We start from the raw sequence: 15,341 nt of genomic DNA, 5'->3' as shown, positions 1-15,341 counted from the left end.
CCACCCCCTCGCGAGGAGTCACCCGTGGGCGCACCCCCCAGCCCCGCCGCCGACCGCGCCCTCACCCGGCCACGTCGACGTGCCCTCGCCGCGCTGGCGGCACTCGTCGCGCTCGTCGCCGTCGGCGCGGGCGCCCTGCTCGATCTTCGCCCTCCGGCGCCCCGGCCGGCCGACACGCCGACCGGCGAGTTCAGCGCGGGGCGCGCGTACCCGCACGTGACGCAGGTCGCCGGGCGGCCGCACGTCGCGGGCAGCCCGGCCAACGACGAGGTCCGCGGCTACCTGGAAGGCGTACTGCGTGGCCTCGGGTTGGAGACGCAGGTGCAGGACACCGTCGCCGAGGAGGCCGGACAGCTCAGCGGCGCGGCCGGTGGTGCCACCCTGGCCCGGGTCCGCAACGTGGTGGCGCGGCTGCCCGGCACCGATCCCACCGGCACGGTGTTCCTGGTCGCGCACTACGACGCGGTGCAGACCGGGCCGGGCGGCAACGACGACGCCGCCGGGGTCGCGACCATCCTGGAAGTGGCCCGCGCGCTGTCCGGCGGCCCGGCACCCCGCAACGACGTCGTCTTCGTCCTCACCGACGCCGAGGAGGCGTGCCTCTGCGGGGCCTCGGCGTTCGCCTCCGAGCACCCGCTGGCCGCCGGCAAGGGAGTGGTGCTCAACCTGGAGGCACGGGGGCGTACCGGTCCGGTGATCATGTTCGAGACGTCGCCGGAGAACGCCCGCCTGGTCGAGGTTTTCGGCCGCGCCGCACCGCACCCGGTGGGCACCTCGTTCGCGGTGGAGGTGTACCGCGCCCTGCCCAACGACACCGACTTCACCGCCTTCCTCGACGAAGGGTTCCTCGGGCTCAACTCGGCGTACCTGGACGGCGGTGCGATCTACCACACGCCGCTGGACACCCCGGCCTCGATGGACCGGGCCAGCCTCCAGCACCACGGCGACAACACCCTGGGTCTCACCCGGGAGTTCGGGCGGATCGACTTCGGTGACCTGCGTGCCGACCACGACGCGACCTACTTCCCCGTCCCCGGTGGGCTGGCCCGCTACCCCGGTTGGCTGGTGCTGCCGTTGGCGCTGCTCGCGCTGAGCGGCGTGGTCGTGCTCGGCTGGCTGGCCCGGCGCCGGAACCGGGTCACCGCTGGCCGGCTGGCCGCCGGTTTCGGCCTGGCCCTGGTGCCGATCGTGGTGGCGCCAGTGGGCGCCCAGCTCCTCTGGGCGGCGATCCTCGCTCTCCGGCCGGGCTACGCCGAACTGCTCGACCCGTACCGGCCGACCTGGTACCGGCTGGCCGTGCTGTCGCTCGCCGCCGCCGTCGTGTTCGCCTGGTACGCGCTGACCCGACGCCGGATCGGCCCGGCCGCCCTGGCCATCGGCGGGCTCGGCTGGCTGGCGCTGCTCGGCGTGCTGCTCGCGTTCCTGGCACCCGGCGGGGCCTACCTGGCGACCCTGCCCGCCCTGGCCGGGGCGCTCGGCGGGCTGGTGGCGCTGGCCACCCGCATCGACGGCCCGGTACCGGTGATCGCGGTGACCGCCTCGGCGGCGGTCGCGGTGATCCTGCTGCTCCCCACAGTGGTACTGCTCTTCTCGGCGCTGGGCATGGCGATGGGTGGGGTCGCGGCGCTCTTCGCGGTACTGCTCGGTCTGGCCGCGCTGCCCGTGATCGACCTGCTGCACCCGCAGGCCGGCGGCCAGCGGGGCATGGTGGCGCTGCGGGCCCGCCGACTCGGTGGCCTGCCAGCCGGGGCCGCCGCGCTCGCCGCGGTGGTCCTCGCCGGGACCGGCATCGCCGTCGACCGGTTCGACGCCGCGCACCCCGCGCCCACCCACCTGATGTACGCGCTGGACGCCGGCACCGGCCAGGCCCGCTGGCTCAGCCACGAGAGCGAGCCACAGCCCTGGACCGACGAGTACGTCGACGGACCGGTCCAGGTCGCCGACGAGTTCCCCGGGATCGGCGGCGACGAGTTGCTCGGCGGCCCGGCACAGCCCGCCGACCTGCCCGCGCCCCGGTTGGACGTGCTGGCCGACACCACCAGCGGCAGTGAGCGCACGTTGACCCTTCGGCTCACCCCGCAACGCCAGGTACGCCTGACCACCCTGCACGTCGACACGTCCACCGCGACGGTGCGCGAAGCCCGGGTGGCGGGCCGGGCGGTGCCGGTGGAGGAACGCGACGGCCGCTGGGGGTTCGGGGTGGTCTTCCACGCCCCGCCGCCCGAGGGGATCGAGGTCACGCTGACCGTCACGCCGAAGGCGGACCGCATCGCGCTGCGCGCGATGGACGCCAGCGACGGCCTAGCAGCCCTCCCCGGCTTCCGCCCCCGCCCACCGGACGTCGGCGTCGCCGGCTCCCACACCTCCGAAATGCTCGCCGTAGCCCGCACCTACCCCCTCTGAGGCGGCTACTTCCAGCGGAAGTGGACGAAGAGGCGGCCGAAGTTCTTGGAGTCCTTCTCGACCCGGTGGTAGAGCTGCTTGACGTCCTTCTGGTCGAGGAAGCGCAGCACGCGCTTCTTGAGCTGGCCGGAGCCCTTGCCCGGGATGATCTCGACGAGAGTGGCCTTCTTGGCCACCGCCTCGTCCATGATCCCGCGCAGCGCCCGGTCGATGTCGTGGCCCTTGTTGAAGATGTCGTGCAGATCCAGCTTCAGCTTCATGCCACGTCCACCGCCCGATCGGCTCTCATGCGGCCATCGTAGGCACGCCGGGCGCGGGTCCGGCGATCCTGGGCACGCCGGCTGCCGGAACCCGGCAGACGTCGAGAGGGCAGCCCGGACGGGCTGCCCTCTCGATACGTGTCCGGGGTCAGCGGCCGTTGCCCACCCGGGTCTCGACCCGGCGCAGGGCCGCTGTGTAGTCGTCGTTCGACGAGTGCATGGCCGCCGCGATGCGCAGGTGACGCAGCGCGTCGGTGTAGCGGTTGAGCCGCTCCAGCGTCCGGCCCAGCACGTGGTGGGCGTAGTGGTCGCTGGGGTTGCGGTCGACCAGCTCCCGCAGTTGCTGCTCGGCCCGGCTGAGCTGGGCCGACTGGAAGTAGGCCCGGGCCAGCAACTGCCGCACGGCGGCGTTGTCCGGCTCCGCCTCGATGATCGGTTCGAGCAGGCGGGCCGCGCTGCTCGGGTCGCCCGCCTCGAAGAACAGGGTCGCCCGCCGGTACTCGGCCAGAAGATCCATGCCGCCACCCCCTCCGTTCGCACCACTGCTCCGACGCTGGCACAACACCGGCCGTACCGCGACTGTTCCCGGTCGCTTTCCCTGCCTGAGAGACGGTCTTCAGACGGTGGCGAGGTCCCAGGCGCGGACGCCGCCGACTATGCCGGCGCTGTTGGGGACCACCACCACGTCGTCACCCATCCGGGTGAGCTGTTCGGAGCGGATCCGTCGCGAGTTGCCGCCGCCCAGGTAGAGCCGGTCCCAGCGGAACACCGGGCGTAGGCCCTCCACCACCTGCCGGATCCGCCGGGACCAGAACGCGTCGCCCAGCCGCCGACGCTCCGGCTCACCCACGTACGTGTCGTAGGTGGTGCCCCAGCGCACCGGGGCGTGTGACAGTTCGAGGTGCGGGGCGAGCACCCCGCCGTCGAAGAGGGCGCTGCCCAGCCCGGTGCCGAGGGTCAGCACCAGTTCGCAGCCGGTGCCGGCGACCACCCCGGCACCGTGCACCTCGGCGTCGTTGAGGACCAGCGCGGGCAGGCCGAACGCGGCCGAGAGAGCGCTGCGGGCGTCGAACCCGGACCACTCGGCGAGCAGCGCCGGGTCGATCCGGCTGCGCGGGCCCGACCGGGTCACGTAGTGCGGGGTGGCCACCACCACGCCGTGCCGGATCATGCCGGGCATCCCCACCGTCACCCGCCCGGCCGCCGGCAGTCGGTTGCCGAGTTCCACAAGCGTCTGGACGAACAGGTCCGGCGGCAGGGGGTACGGCGTCGGCACCCGCATCGGCTGGGCCCGCATCGTGCCCGCGCCGTCGAGAACCGACGCCTTGATCCCGCCGCCCCCACAGTCGATCGCCAGAGTGGTCAACACGAATGTGAGTCTGCCTCGTCCCGGGGGTCGCCCGCGCGGTGACGGGTAGGCTCGGCTGCTTGTGAGCGCCACGCTGATCGTCAGGGACCTCGCCGCCGGGCACGGGGAACGAACCCTCTTCACCGGTCTGGACCTCGTGGTCGCGTCCGGCGACGTGGTCGGCCTGGTCGGGGCCAACGGAGCCGGCAAGTCGACGCTGCTGCGTACGCTCGCCGGTCTGTTGCCGGTCGAGGCCGGCAGCGTCACGGTGAGCCCGCCCGGCGCGAGCGTCGGGCACCTGCCCCAGGAGCCGGAGCGCCGCCCCGGGGAGACGGTGCGGGCGTTTCTGGCCCGCCGCACCGGCGTGACCGCTGCGCAGGCCGCCCTCGACGCGGCGACGGAAGCACTTACCGCCGGCCTGCCCGGCGCCGACGACGCGTACGCCGCCGCCCTGGAGAGCTGGCTCGGGCTCGGCGGGGCCGACCTGGACGAGCGGGCCGAGGCGGTGGCCGCCGAGCTGGGACTCTCCGTTGACCTCGATCAGGAGATGACAAGCCTCTCCGGTGGGCAGGCGGCCCGCGCCGGGCTGGCGTCGCTGCTGCTCAGCCGGTACGACATCTTCCTGCTCGACGAGCCGACGAACGATCTCGACCTGGCCGGCCTGGACCGGCTGGAGGAGTTCGTCACCGGGCTGCGCGCCGGCACGGTGCTGGTCAGCCACGACCGGGAGTTCCTGGCCCGCACGGTCACCTCGGTGCTGGAACTGGACGTGCACCAGCAGCAGGTCAACCACTTCGGTGGCGGCTACACGGCGTACCTGGAGGAGCGGGAGGTGGCCCGCCGCCAGGCGCGCGCCGACTACGAGGAGTACGCCGACACGCGGGCCGGGCTCCAGGCACGGGCGCGTACCCAGCGGGCCTGGATGGAGAAGGGCGTCCGCAACGCCCGACGCAAGGCCACCGACAACGACAAGATCGGCCGCAAGTTCCGGTCCGAGGCGTCCGAGAAGCAGGCGGCGAAGGCCCGGCAGACCGAGCGGCTGATCGAGCGCCTGGAGGTGGTGGAGGAGCCGCGCAAGGAGTGGGAGCTGCGGATGGAGATCGCCGCCGCGCCCCGCGCCGGCGCCGTCGTGGCCACTCTCCGCGATGCTGTGGTACGCCGGGGCGACTTCACCCTCGGCCCGGTGAACCTTCAGATCGACTGGGCGGACCGGGTGGCGGTCACCGGGGCGAACGGTTCCGGCAAGTCGACCCTGCTGGCGGCCCTGCTCGGCCGGTTGCCGCTGGACGCCGGCCAGGCCGCCCTCGGGCCTGGTGTGGTGGTCGGCGAGGTGGACCAGGCCCGGGGCCTGTTCCTCGGTGACGTGCCGCTGCTTGACGCCTTCCGGGCCGCGGTACCGGACATCTCCCCGGCGGACGTGCGTACGCTGCTGGCCAAGTTCGGCCTGCGCGCACAGCACGTGCTGCGACCGGCCGCGACGCTATCCCCGGGCGAACGCACCCGGGCCGCGTTGGCTCTGTTGCAGGGGCGCGGCGTGAACCTGCTGGTGCTGGACGAGCCGACGAACCACCTCGACCTGCCGGCGATCGAGCAGTTGGAGTCCGCCCTGGCCGGTTTTCCGGGCACGCTGCTGCTGGTGACCCATGACCGGCGGATGCTGGAGGCGGTACGCCTCGACCGGCGGTTGCGGGTGGACAGCGGGCGGATCACCGAGTTTTGATCCGGGCGGAATCCGGACGGCGGGGCGAGAATGACCCCATGCTCAGGTGGGAGTACGCCCTGCTGGTGCGGCGCCGCCAAGCCGCCGCCAACGACCTCGGCTTCGAGGTCAGTTTTTCCTGGTACGGCCCCGACGGCTCCATGATCGACGTCACGCCGTACGGCGACACCGCGCTGGCCCACCTCAACCGGGCCGGCGACCAGGGCTGGGAACTCGTCGCGATGAGCGAGGACCCGTCCCTGCCGGGGAACAACGAGTTGCACCGCTACCACCTGAAGCGGCCCAGGACGGCGGCCGCGCCACGGCAGCGGATGCGCACCGGACGTCCCCGGCGGCCACTCCCGCGCTGACCCGGCGCGAATTCAAGGAACAACCAACGCATACCGGTCAACTATCCGGGTAACGGGCGGGCCGGAGGTGGCCGGTATGGTCGCGTTGGCACACACTCCGCCCTCCGCCGAGCGGCTGCGGGCGGTCGACGGGTTCCTCACCGAGGCGTGGACGGACCAGGTCCGCCACGACGAGCGACTACGCCCGCTCGGCGTCGAGGTCCGCTTCGACCGGGGCGTCGCCCACCTGACCGGCGAGGTCGACGAGCCGGCCCAACTACGACTGGTACGGGAGCAGGTCGGCCGACTGGCCGGCGTCTTCGGTGTCTGGTGCCGGGTGCGGGTGGGTGGACGCGACCCGGTGGTGGTCGACCTGGGCTGCGGGGCCACCAAGCAGTGGCCGGGCAATCTCGGGCTCGACATTTTCCCCGCCCCCGGGGTGGACGCGGTCGCCGATCTGTCCGGCTCCCTGCCGCTGGCCGACGACTCGGTCGACGTGCTGTTCGCGGTGCACATCCTGGAACACCTGATCGACTTCCTGCCCCTGGTGGACGAGTGTCACCGGGTGCTCCGGCCGGGGGGCGTGCTGCACGTGATGAGCCCCTGGTGGGGTCATGTGAACGCGGTGGCCGACCCGACCCACGTGCGGCTGCTGGACGTGCAGACCGTCAAGGGCGTCTGCGTGATGCGACCGCCGGGCACCCCGCGCTGGTATCCACTGCACGCCGGCAGCGACGGTGCGTCGATCTTCGCCGACCTCACTCCGTTGGGACCGGACGACGACGGCCCCTCCGCCACCCACCTGGCCCGCTTCTTCGATTAGACCGCCCGCCTACCAGTGCCCTGGACACCACAGGTGTCCAGGGCATTCGTCTGTTTCGGCACAGGTCACCAATATTTCTCGCGGGTAACACCGGCAGGCCGCGCCATTGATCGACACTGATCGAACCCCGGTAACTCGCCGGTAACAAGTGGCTCCACCGCACACCCCCGCGGAGGTATCACCGTGCCCAGACGTCTCGCCACCATCCTCGCCTCCGGCGTACTCGCGCTGCTCACCGCCCTCGCCGTCGCCTCCCCCGCCACGGCCGCCGTCACTCCACAGCAGAAGCTGTCCGTCCTGTCCAGTTGGACCCAGACCAGCGCCAGCAGCTACAACGCCTGGAACTCCGCCCGGCAGAACCGGGCGCCCTGGGCCGAGTACAACTTCGACTGGTCCACCGACTACTGCTCGTCCAGCCCGGACAACCCGCTCGGGTTCAAGTTCAGCCTCTCCTGCGCCCGCCACGACTTCGGCTACCGCAACTACAAGGCGGTCGGCCAGTTCAGTGCCAACAAGCCGCGCCTCGACAGCGCCTTCTACGAGGATCTGAAGCGGTCCTGTGCCACCTACAACTCCGTCGTCCGGCCGGCCTGCCTGAGCCTGGCGTGGACCTACTACCAGGCGGTCGCCATCTTCGGATCGGTAGCCGCCGTCCAGCAGTCCGACATCGACCGGGCGGCTCGGATGAAGGCCGACGCCGAGCGCCGCGCTCGCGTCTGACCAGCACAGAGGGACGCCCGGCCGCGGTGCTGGCCGGGCGTCCGCCTGGTCAGGCGTGCTCGGTGTGACGATCGACGGTGCTGGGCTGGCGCGGCGCGGCGCGACCCGCCCCCGTCGCGAACCGCCCGGAGTCGGCAGCCAGATCGGGATGTTCGACACCGAGCGCCAGCGCGACCGCCTCGTCCAGCCCCAGCTCGGCCCCCTCGCCGTACGCCTCGTCGAAGGCGGCGTCGCCCAGCAGCCGCCGCAGCGCCGCCTGCCGCTCCGTCCAGTAACCCTCGTAGATGCCCGACGTCGACCGCAGGCCCGCCCGGGTCGCCTGGGCGGCACCGAAGAGCCGGGCCGCGGTCAGCGGCTGGTCACCGACGGCGCAGCGCACCGCGATGGCGTTCAACGTGTCGCAGGCCCGCCCGTGGAAGCCGTGATTCATTCGCGACCGGAGCGCCACCAGCAGATGCTCGTGCGCGGCCACCAGGTCGCCCCGAGCCAACGCGACCATGCCGAGCAGCATGTCCACCGAGCGTCGCCCCCGGTCGACCGGCCGGGACGCCTCCACCGGCCGGGCCGCACCGAGCAGTTCCGCCGCCTCGTCCAGCGCACCCCGCCGCCACAGCAGCTCGGCCAACCGGAACACGGCGAACAACGCCTCCGACTCGACGCCTTGTCCCTGCGCCCAGTCGATGACCTCCCGGCAGACCCGCTCCGCCTCGGCGAACTGCCCCATGTCGACGAGCGGGGCGGCGCGACCGGCGAGCACCCGGGCCAGCAGACCCGCGTCCGCGGCCTGACGGGCGGCCGCCTCGGCCCGCTGTGAGAAGCGCAGCTCCTCGCCGAACTCACCGTCGCCCCCGGCGTGCAGCGAGTGCATGTGGTAGGCCGCCGCCAGTTCGTCCTCCGGGATCGGCTCGCCGGTCTCGGCAAGTCGCCCGTACAACCGGAACAGCCAGAGCCGCCCCTCCCGGGCCAGTCCGCGCTCGCGCCACCACTGGTCCAGCCCGCCGGCCAGGCGGAGACCAGCCCGGGCGCTACCACCTGTGGCACACCAGCGCAGCGCGGCGCGCAGCTCCCCGGCGAGTGGATCCAGCGCGTACAGCGAGAGCGTCACAGGTTGCCCGTCCGGGCCGAGGTGCGCCCGTTCCAGGGCGTGCGCCGACCAGGCCACGTGCCGGTCACGGGCAGCCTGCTCCTCGCCGGCTTCGGCGAGCCGGCGCGCCGCGTAGGCCCGGATCGGGTCGAGCATCCGGTACGTGCAGCCGGCCGCGTGCGGCTCCGCCAGCACCATGGACTTGTCGACAAGCACCGACAGCGGGTCGAGCGGGTCGTCGTCGAGCAGCCACTCCACAGTCGGCAGGTCGACCGGGCCGGCGAAGACCGCCAACCAGCGCAGCAGACGCGCGGCACGCGGCCCGAGCGTCCGGTAGGACCAGGTCACCGTCGCCTGCATGGTCAGGTGCCGTTCGACAGCCGAGCGGGCCACCGCCCGGGTGGCCGGGGTCGAGGGGCTGACGCCGGCAGCCGCCGCGGCCAGGTCGACGGTGTCCCGCTGGTTGCCGGCGTTACCCCGGTCGGCTGGTGGCGGCAGTGGATCCTCGCGGCCGGCGTCGAGCGTGCCGAGCACGTCGTCGAGACGCTCGGCGAGCTGGCCCACCGAGAGCACCCGTAGCCGGGCCGCGGCCAACTCGATGGCCAACGGCAACCCGTCGAGTCTTCGCACCACCCGCCGTACGTCGGCCGACTCGGACGGGTCGGGCTGCCGCCCGCCCCGGGCCGCCGCCGTACGGTCCAACAGCAGGGCCACCGCATCGCTCTCGGTGCCGTCGGGCGCCGGGTCGACGGAGAGCGGCGGGATCCGCCACACCACCTCGCCCGGCAGCGCCAGCGGTTCCCGGGTCGTCGCCAGCACCCGCACGCCACCGCCGCCCGCCAGCAGCCGGGACACCGCCTCGGCGCAGGACGCCGGCTGGGCGTCGCAGGTGTCGAGCACGATCAGCATCCGGCGGGGCGCGGCGTACTCCACAAGCGTGTCGACCATCGGGCGACCCGGCTCCGGACGCAGCCCGAGCACGGCGGCGACCGCGAACGCGACCAGGCCGGGGTCGGTGACCGCGGCGATGTCGACGAACCAGACCCCGTCCGGGTACTCGTCCACCAGGTCGGTGGCGAACTCGACGGCCAGCCGGGTCTTGCCGCTGCCACCCGCGCCGAGCACGGTGACCAGCCGATGCCGGGCCACGAGCCGCCTCAGCTCGGCGCGTTCGGTCTGCCGACCGACGAACGTGGTGACCTGGATCGGCAGATTGTGCGCCACCGCGTCGGCGGTACGCGGTCGCGGAAACTGCCGCTCCAGGCCGGGCGCGACGAGCTGGAAGAGCCGCTCCCGGTCGTCGAAGCCGCGCAACCGGTGCAGCCCGAGGTCGAGCAGGGAGGCACCGCTCGGCAGTGGATCGGCCCGCCGTGCCGTGGCACCCGAGCAGAGGATCTGCCCGCCGTGCGCGGCGGCGGCGACCCGGGCCGCCCGGTGCACCTCTGGGCTGGCGTACTCGCCGTCCCGTGGCTCCGCCCAGCCGGTGTGCAGTCCCATCCGGACCCGGGGGGCCGCCTCGGGGGTCGGCCAGTCGTGTTCACCGAGGGCCCGCTGCGCGGTCAGACAGGCGGTCAACGCCGCCCCGGCATCGTCGAAGGCCAGAAAGAACGAGTCGCCCTCGGTCAGCAGCTCCGCGCCCTCGGTCGCCGCGATCGTCAGGCGTAGCAGCCGCCGATGTTCGGCCAGCACCGGTCGGTAGCCGGACCCGAGCAGCTGCGCCAACCGGGTGGAGCCCTCGATGTCGGTGAAGACGAATGTCACCCAGCCGGTCGGGAGGTGGATCCGTGGCGGCATGCGTGGAACCTCCCCCCTGGTCTCGGCACCATACTTCCCGAGACCAGATCATCACGCATCGTGAGAACGGCCGGCCGAGACTCCGACCCAAGGTGCCATCGGACCCTGCGTCCGGGCAAGGCCGGCATCACCCGTACCACCCATCCACGAACCGTGCCGGCGTGATCAGCAGCCGCAGCCGCCACCACAGCAGCCGCCGCCGGCGGGCGCGGGCGAGGCACCGGACCCGCCACCACCACGACCGGTCACCGCGACCGTGGAGAGCAGTTTCACCGTGTCGGCGTGCCCCTGCGGGCAGGGCGCCGGCTCACCGGACCGCGCCATCGGACGGTTGACCTCGAAGGTGTCGCCGCAGGCGCGACAACGGAACTCGTACCGGGGCATGCCATCAGCCTACGACCGGACCTGACGTCGACGGAGACATGGGTGATACTCGACGGGTGGCAGACGGCGAAGAGCGCACGACCCTTCGGCCCCTCCGACCGGCCACGCCGCGCGCCGGCTCCGGCGCCGACCCGGACGGGCCGGCGACCGGGCTGCCCCGGCCCCGCCGGCCCTGGCTGGGGCCCGGCAGACCGGTCGACGAAGCGGCTCCGGACGCACCGATCACCGAGTCGGTTCCCGCCGAGCCCGCCGACAAGGCCCCGAATGATGCCGCCGGCCGGGTCACCGCCACCGATACCGCTGTGGACGGCGCCGCGACCGGGCCGGATGACACTTCCGGTGCCGGGTCGACGCCGAAGACCACTGTCGAGGGGTCCACTCCGGAATCCGGTCCGCCGGCAACCCGGCGTCGCCGGGTGCGCTTCGCACACGCCGTACGTCTGCCGGGACCCCGCGCCGCGGCTCGGGCGACCCGTGACTGGTCACGCCGGCCCAGCGGTCGGCTGACCCTGCCCGGCGTGTTCCTGCTCGCCCTGGTCGCCGCGACCGCCACGGCCGGCGCGCTGCTGGTGCCCGCGACCCTCGGCGCCCCGCGTCCGGTGGCGGTGGACGCCACCGCCGACGCGCCCGACGCGTTGCCCAGCGACCTGCCGCCGTCCGGTGCGGTACCGCCACCGGGGCAGTTCCCGCCACCCACCGCGACCCTCCCGCCGGGCGCGACCCCGCCGGGCAGCACCGTTCCCGCCGGTGGACGCCCGTCCGACGCCCTGGCCGGCTGGGCCCGCGACACGGGTGCCAAGGTCGGCATCGACCCGATCGCCATGCAGGCGTACGGGTACGCCGAGCTGGTGCTCGCCGAAACCGATCGCAGCTGCGGCCTGAGCTGGACCACGTTGGCCGCTATCGGTCTGGTCGAGTCCCGCCACGGCCAGGCCAACAACGCCCAGCTCGGTGCGGACGGCCGAGCGGTCCCCGAGATCATCGGTCTGCCGTTGGACGGCCAGGGCGGCCGGATGCGGATCGCCGACACCGACCGGGGTGAGCTGGACCGCGACACCACCTACGACCGGGCGATCGGGCCGATGCAGTTCATCCCGACCACCTGGCAGGAGATCGGCGCCGACGCGGACAACGATGGCCGCAAGGACCCGCACAACATCCACGACGCCGCGCTCGCCGCCGGCATGTACCTGTGCAAGGGCGGCCGGAACCTCACCATTCCGGGTGACTGGTGGAACGCGATCCTGTCGTACAACGATGTCCGAAGGTACGCCCAGGACGTCTTCGACGCCGCCAACCGGTACGGACAGGCCAGTCGCACGTGAAGTGATCGTCCGCATACATTGGAGAACTGGACACTTCCCCCCGGCTGCGGTTAACGGCAAGCTAGACGGGTGATGGTGCGCGAGTGGGACCCCAGGACCGCGTCGTCCGCCGAGATCGCGTCGCTGCTGGACACGCTGAACGCGGTCCTGGCGGCCGATCTCCCGCAGGATCCGCCGTGGCGGGAGAGTTCCCTGCGGGAGTACCTCGCCGAGGTGATGCCGGGCGAACGAAGGATCTCCTGGATCGCCCAGGAGGATCCGGACGTCGACGGCAGCCCCGGTGCCATTCTCGGCCAGGTGCACGTGTTGCTGCTGGGCAACATCGGCGTGCTGGAGGTCCTGGTCCACCCGTCCGTGCGGCGCAGCGGTCTGGGCCGTGATCTGGTCCTGCGCGCGGCTCGCCGCGTCTACCAGGAGGGCTTCGAGTCGATCGGGGTGGAGGTGGTCGGCGACACTCCCGCCGTCGCCTTCTACGAATCGCTCGGCTTCACCCGGGAGTACGTCGAGACCCGCAGCGTCCTCGATCTCGCCGGCGTCGACTGGGCCGAGTTGGCGGAGATGTCCACAGGTGTCGGCGCGGGCTACCGCGTCCAGTTCCATCCCGGTGGCCCGCCGGACGAGCTGATCGACGCGTACGCGCGGGCCAAGGCCGAGGTCCGGGACATCGAGGACGGCGAGCTCCGACCCAGCTCGTACGATCCGCAGCGGCTCCGGGACAGCCTCGACTGCCTGCACCGGCGGGGCATGAAGCCGTACATCGTGCTCGCCCTGCACGAGCAGACCGGCGAGGTGGCCGGCCTGACCGAGGTGGTCGTGCCGGCTCAGCATCCGACCCGCGCCGACCAGTACGACACGATCGTGGTGCAGGACCACCGGGGCTACGGCATCGACCGGGCGATCAAGGCCCGGATGCTGCTGGAGCTGCGCTCGGCCGAGCCGCAGCTGACCGAGGTGCAGACCTGGAACGCCCAGGCCAACGAGGCCATGCTCAAGGTCAACGCCGAGCTGGGCTACCGCACCGACCGGGACTGGTGCGAATACAGCGTCGACGTAGCCGAGCTGGTCCACCGCCTCGACGCGACGCGCTGACCTGTCGACTCCCGGCCGTCAGTCCTGGTACCAGGTGCGCGGGTCCGGCGGCGGGGGCACGTTCCGGTACTTGGCCACCCGCACCTCCCACTGGCTGCGGCGCCGCCGCGCCTCCCGGTCGGCTCGGGAACGGTGGTAGGTCTCCGGGGGTCGGGCCAGACCGTAGATGTCCGCCCACCATTCGCCCGGTTCCGGATCGAGAATGGTGTTCAGGTGCGCCGGGTAGCGACGCTCCGCGCCGTCCCGGGTGTCGTCCCAGACTTCCATCGGCAGCACGACCCGCCCGTCCTGATCGACGGCCACGAGGTAGAGCCCGGCCGCACCCAGCAGCCGCTCCAGCACGGCCAGGCTCGGTGTCAAACTGCCCGCCTCGACGCGCGCGACGGTCGACGGGGCGACCTTGGCGAACCGGGCCATCCGCAGCTGGCTGAGCCCGACGATCCGCCGGGCGCGCCGCACCAGACCGGCGATGGGAAAGGGACCGACCGTGGGGCCGAGGTCCGGCGGCTCGAAGACGGAAGGCATGCACCGACCTTGCCGCCGCCGAAAACCCCTGTGGAAAAGCCTGTGGATAACCCGCCCTCGCCACACAGCCCGCGTCATCCCCGCCCCGGGGTCGCCGGAAGAGCCGCTCCCGGCCGAGCCGACGGCTGCGGAGGCGACGACCGACCCACTACCGTAAGTAACAATCACTTGGAGTGACGGCGGCGGCCGTTCCCTCAGCTCCAACCAACAACACCTCCGCGCCTTTGCTCTGCTTCAATCCACGCAAAGGGCTGTGACCAGCGATGGCTCAGGGCGCGGCGACGCCGCTATCGCGCCTACAACTACCCTCCGCGAGCTGTGCGTGGGTTGAAGCAGAGCAAAGGATGTGCGGGGTAGATCGGCGGGGGTAACAGAAAGTACTCAGGGTTACGGCTGGCCGGGCGCGCTCCGACCGGCTGTGGCCGGAGGGCGCTCGGACGAAGCCGGTCTGCCATCGCCGTGGGGGGTGCTGCGCGAACCAGCCAGCCGCCAGCCGGCAGCATCATGGCGTGCGCTGCGGTCGGCCAGTCAGTAACGCTGGCGGAGCAGTTGGGCGGCCTCGACTGCCCAGTAGGTGAGGATGATCTGGGCGCCGGCGCGGCGGATGGAGGTGAGGGTCTCCAGCATCATCCGCTCCCGGTCGATCCAGCCGTTCGCGGCGGCCGCCTCGACAGTCGCGTACTCGCCGGAGACCTGGTAGGCCGCCACGGGGACGTCCACGGCGGCGCGGACCGCCGCCACCACGTCGAGGTACGGCAGTGCCGGCTTGACCATCACCATGTCGGCACCCTCGGCGACGTCCAGCGCGACCTCGCGCAGCGACTCGCGTAGGTTCGCCGGATCCTGCTGGTAGGCCCGCCGGTCCCCCTCCAGCGCCGACTCCACCGCGTCACGGAAGGGGCCGAAGAAGGCCGAGGCGTACTTCACGGCGTACGCGAGCACGGCCACGTCGGTGTGACCGGCCGCGTCCAGTGCCTGGCGTACCACCCCGACCTGGCCGTCCATCATCCCGGACGGACCGACCACCCCGACCCCGGCGGCGGCCTGGGCCACCGCCATCTCGGCGTACGCGGCGAGGGTGGCGTCGTTGTCGACCTCACCCGCCGGGGTGAGCAGCCCGCAGTGACCGTGCGAGGTGAACTCGTCCAGGCAGAGGTCGCTCATCACCACGGTGGCGTCGCCCACCTCGGCGACCACGTCACGGATCGCCACGTTCAGAATCCCGTTCGGGTCGATGCCGCCGGAGCCGTACTCGTCGCGCGACGCCGGCACCCCGAACAGCATGATTCCGCCGACGCCGGCCTGCACCGCCTCCACCGCCGCCTTGCGCAACGAATCGCGCGAGTGCTGAAGCACACCCGGCAGCGAGGAGATGGCGCGTGGCTCGGTCAGCCCCTCCTTGACGAACATCGGCACGACCAGCTCGGCCGGGTCGACGCGGGTTTCGGAGACCAGCCGACGCATCGCCGCGGTGCGGCGCAGCCGACGGGGCCGAATCTCTGGGTACGGCATGAACCCTCCCTGACGACCAGCCGGA

At 72.6% G+C, this 15,341-nt stretch carries 13 protein-coding genes and 1 pseudogene; 7 read left to right on the top strand and 7 right to left on the bottom strand.

Annotated elements, in window-relative coordinates; genetic code table 11:
* The first annotated feature begins 24 nt into the window (after positions 1-24).
* Positions 25-2,403 (top strand): M28 family peptidase, encoded by a 2,379-nt coding sequence (locus AB0I71_RS13525; protein WP_357584188.1) that lies wholly within the window; start codon positions 25-27, stop codon positions 2,401-2,403.
* Between the two features lie 5 nt (positions 2,404-2,408).
* On the opposite strand, the gene AB0I71_RS13520 is transcribed toward AB0I71_RS13525, so the two are convergent.
* The 3 genes from AB0I71_RS13520 to AB0I71_RS13510 form a co-directional block, all read right to left on the bottom strand.
* The gene (locus AB0I71_RS13520) at positions 2,409-2,663 is read right to left on the bottom strand and encodes a Smr/MutS family protein (RefSeq protein WP_013736060.1); all 255 of its coding nucleotides are present in this window, start codon (positions 2,661-2,663) and stop codon (positions 2,409-2,411) included.
* Between the two features lie 148 nt (positions 2,664-2,811).
* A complete protein-coding gene (locus tag AB0I71_RS13515; RefSeq protein WP_357584186.1) occupies positions 2,812-3,180 on the bottom strand; it encodes a tetratricopeptide repeat protein in 369 nt (122 codons plus the stop codon).
* 99 nt (positions 3,181-3,279) lie between these two features.
* Positions 3,280-4,032, bottom strand: a complete 753-nt coding sequence (locus AB0I71_RS13510; RefSeq protein ID WP_357584184.1) for an ROK family protein — start codon at positions 4,030-4,032, stop codon at positions 3,280-3,282.
* Between the two features lie 61 nt (positions 4,033-4,093).
* Between AB0I71_RS13510 and AB0I71_RS13505 the strand changes: the two genes are divergently transcribed.
* The 4 genes and pseudogenes from AB0I71_RS13505 to AB0I71_RS13490 all read left to right on the top strand — a co-directional run bounded on the left by AB0I71_RS13505 (position 4,094) and on the right by AB0I71_RS13490 (position 7,603).
* Positions 4,094-5,731 (top strand): ABC-F family ATP-binding cassette domain-containing protein, encoded by a 1,638-nt coding sequence (locus tag AB0I71_RS13505; protein WP_357584182.1) that lies wholly within the window; start codon positions 4,094-4,096, stop codon positions 5,729-5,731.
* Positions 5,732-5,769: 38 nt separating this feature from the next.
* Positions 5,770-6,021, top strand: a pseudogene (locus AB0I71_RS13500) (hypothetical protein); the annotation flags it as partial.
* Positions 6,022-6,157: 136 nt separating this feature from the next.
* Positions 6,158-6,883: a methyltransferase domain-containing protein gene (locus AB0I71_RS13495; protein WP_357584180.1), complete on the top strand. Its 726-nt coding sequence runs from the start codon at positions 6,158-6,160 to the stop codon at positions 6,881-6,883.
* A gap of 183 nt (positions 6,884-7,066) precedes the next feature.
* On the top strand, positions 7,067-7,603 hold the full coding sequence (locus tag AB0I71_RS13490) for a phospholipase (protein WP_357584178.1): 537 nt from the start codon (positions 7,067-7,069) through the stop codon (positions 7,601-7,603).
* A 49-nt stretch (positions 7,604-7,652) separates the two neighbouring features.
* On the opposite strand, the gene AB0I71_RS13485 is transcribed toward AB0I71_RS13490, so the two are convergent.
* On the bottom strand, positions 7,653-10,481 hold the full coding sequence (locus AB0I71_RS13485; RefSeq protein ID WP_357584176.1) for an adenylate/guanylate cyclase domain-containing protein: 2,829 nt from the start codon (positions 10,479-10,481) through the stop codon (positions 7,653-7,655).
* Between the two features lie 165 nt (positions 10,482-10,646).
* Entirely contained in the window at positions 10,647-10,865 is a 219-nt protein-coding gene (locus tag AB0I71_RS13480) for a zinc ribbon domain-containing protein (RefSeq protein WP_357584174.1), read from the bottom strand.
* Between the two features lie 56 nt (positions 10,866-10,921).
* Between AB0I71_RS13480 and AB0I71_RS13475 the strand changes: the two genes are divergently transcribed.
* A complete protein-coding gene (locus AB0I71_RS13475) occupies positions 10,922-12,190 on the top strand; it encodes a lytic murein transglycosylase (protein WP_357584172.1) in 1,269 nt (422 codons plus the stop codon).
* Between the two features lie 72 nt (positions 12,191-12,262).
* Positions 12,263-13,279 (top strand): GNAT family N-acetyltransferase, encoded by a 1,017-nt coding sequence (locus tag AB0I71_RS13470; protein ID WP_357584294.1) that lies wholly within the window; start codon positions 12,263-12,265, stop codon positions 13,277-13,279.
* Between the two features lie 18 nt (positions 13,280-13,297).
* On the opposite strand, the gene AB0I71_RS13465 is transcribed toward AB0I71_RS13470, so the two are convergent.
* On the bottom strand, positions 13,298-13,804 hold the full coding sequence (locus tag AB0I71_RS13465; RefSeq protein ID WP_357584170.1) for a helix-turn-helix transcriptional regulator: 507 nt from the start codon (positions 13,802-13,804) through the stop codon (positions 13,298-13,300).
* Between the two features lie 528 nt (positions 13,805-14,332).
* Complete coding sequence (hemB, locus tag AB0I71_RS13460) at positions 14,333-15,316, bottom strand: porphobilinogen synthase (protein WP_357584168.1); 984 nt, start codon at positions 15,314-15,316, stop codon at positions 14,333-14,335.
* Positions 15,317-15,341 lie beyond the last annotated feature (25 nt).

The organism is Micromonospora sp. NPDC049891, from assembly GCF_040660295.1.
Taxonomy (GTDB): domain Bacteria; phylum Actinomycetota; class Actinomycetes; order Mycobacteriales; family Micromonosporaceae; genus Micromonospora.
The sequence above is the reverse complement of the archived record's forward strand: the minus strand, read 5'-3'. Positions and strand labels throughout refer to the sequence as shown.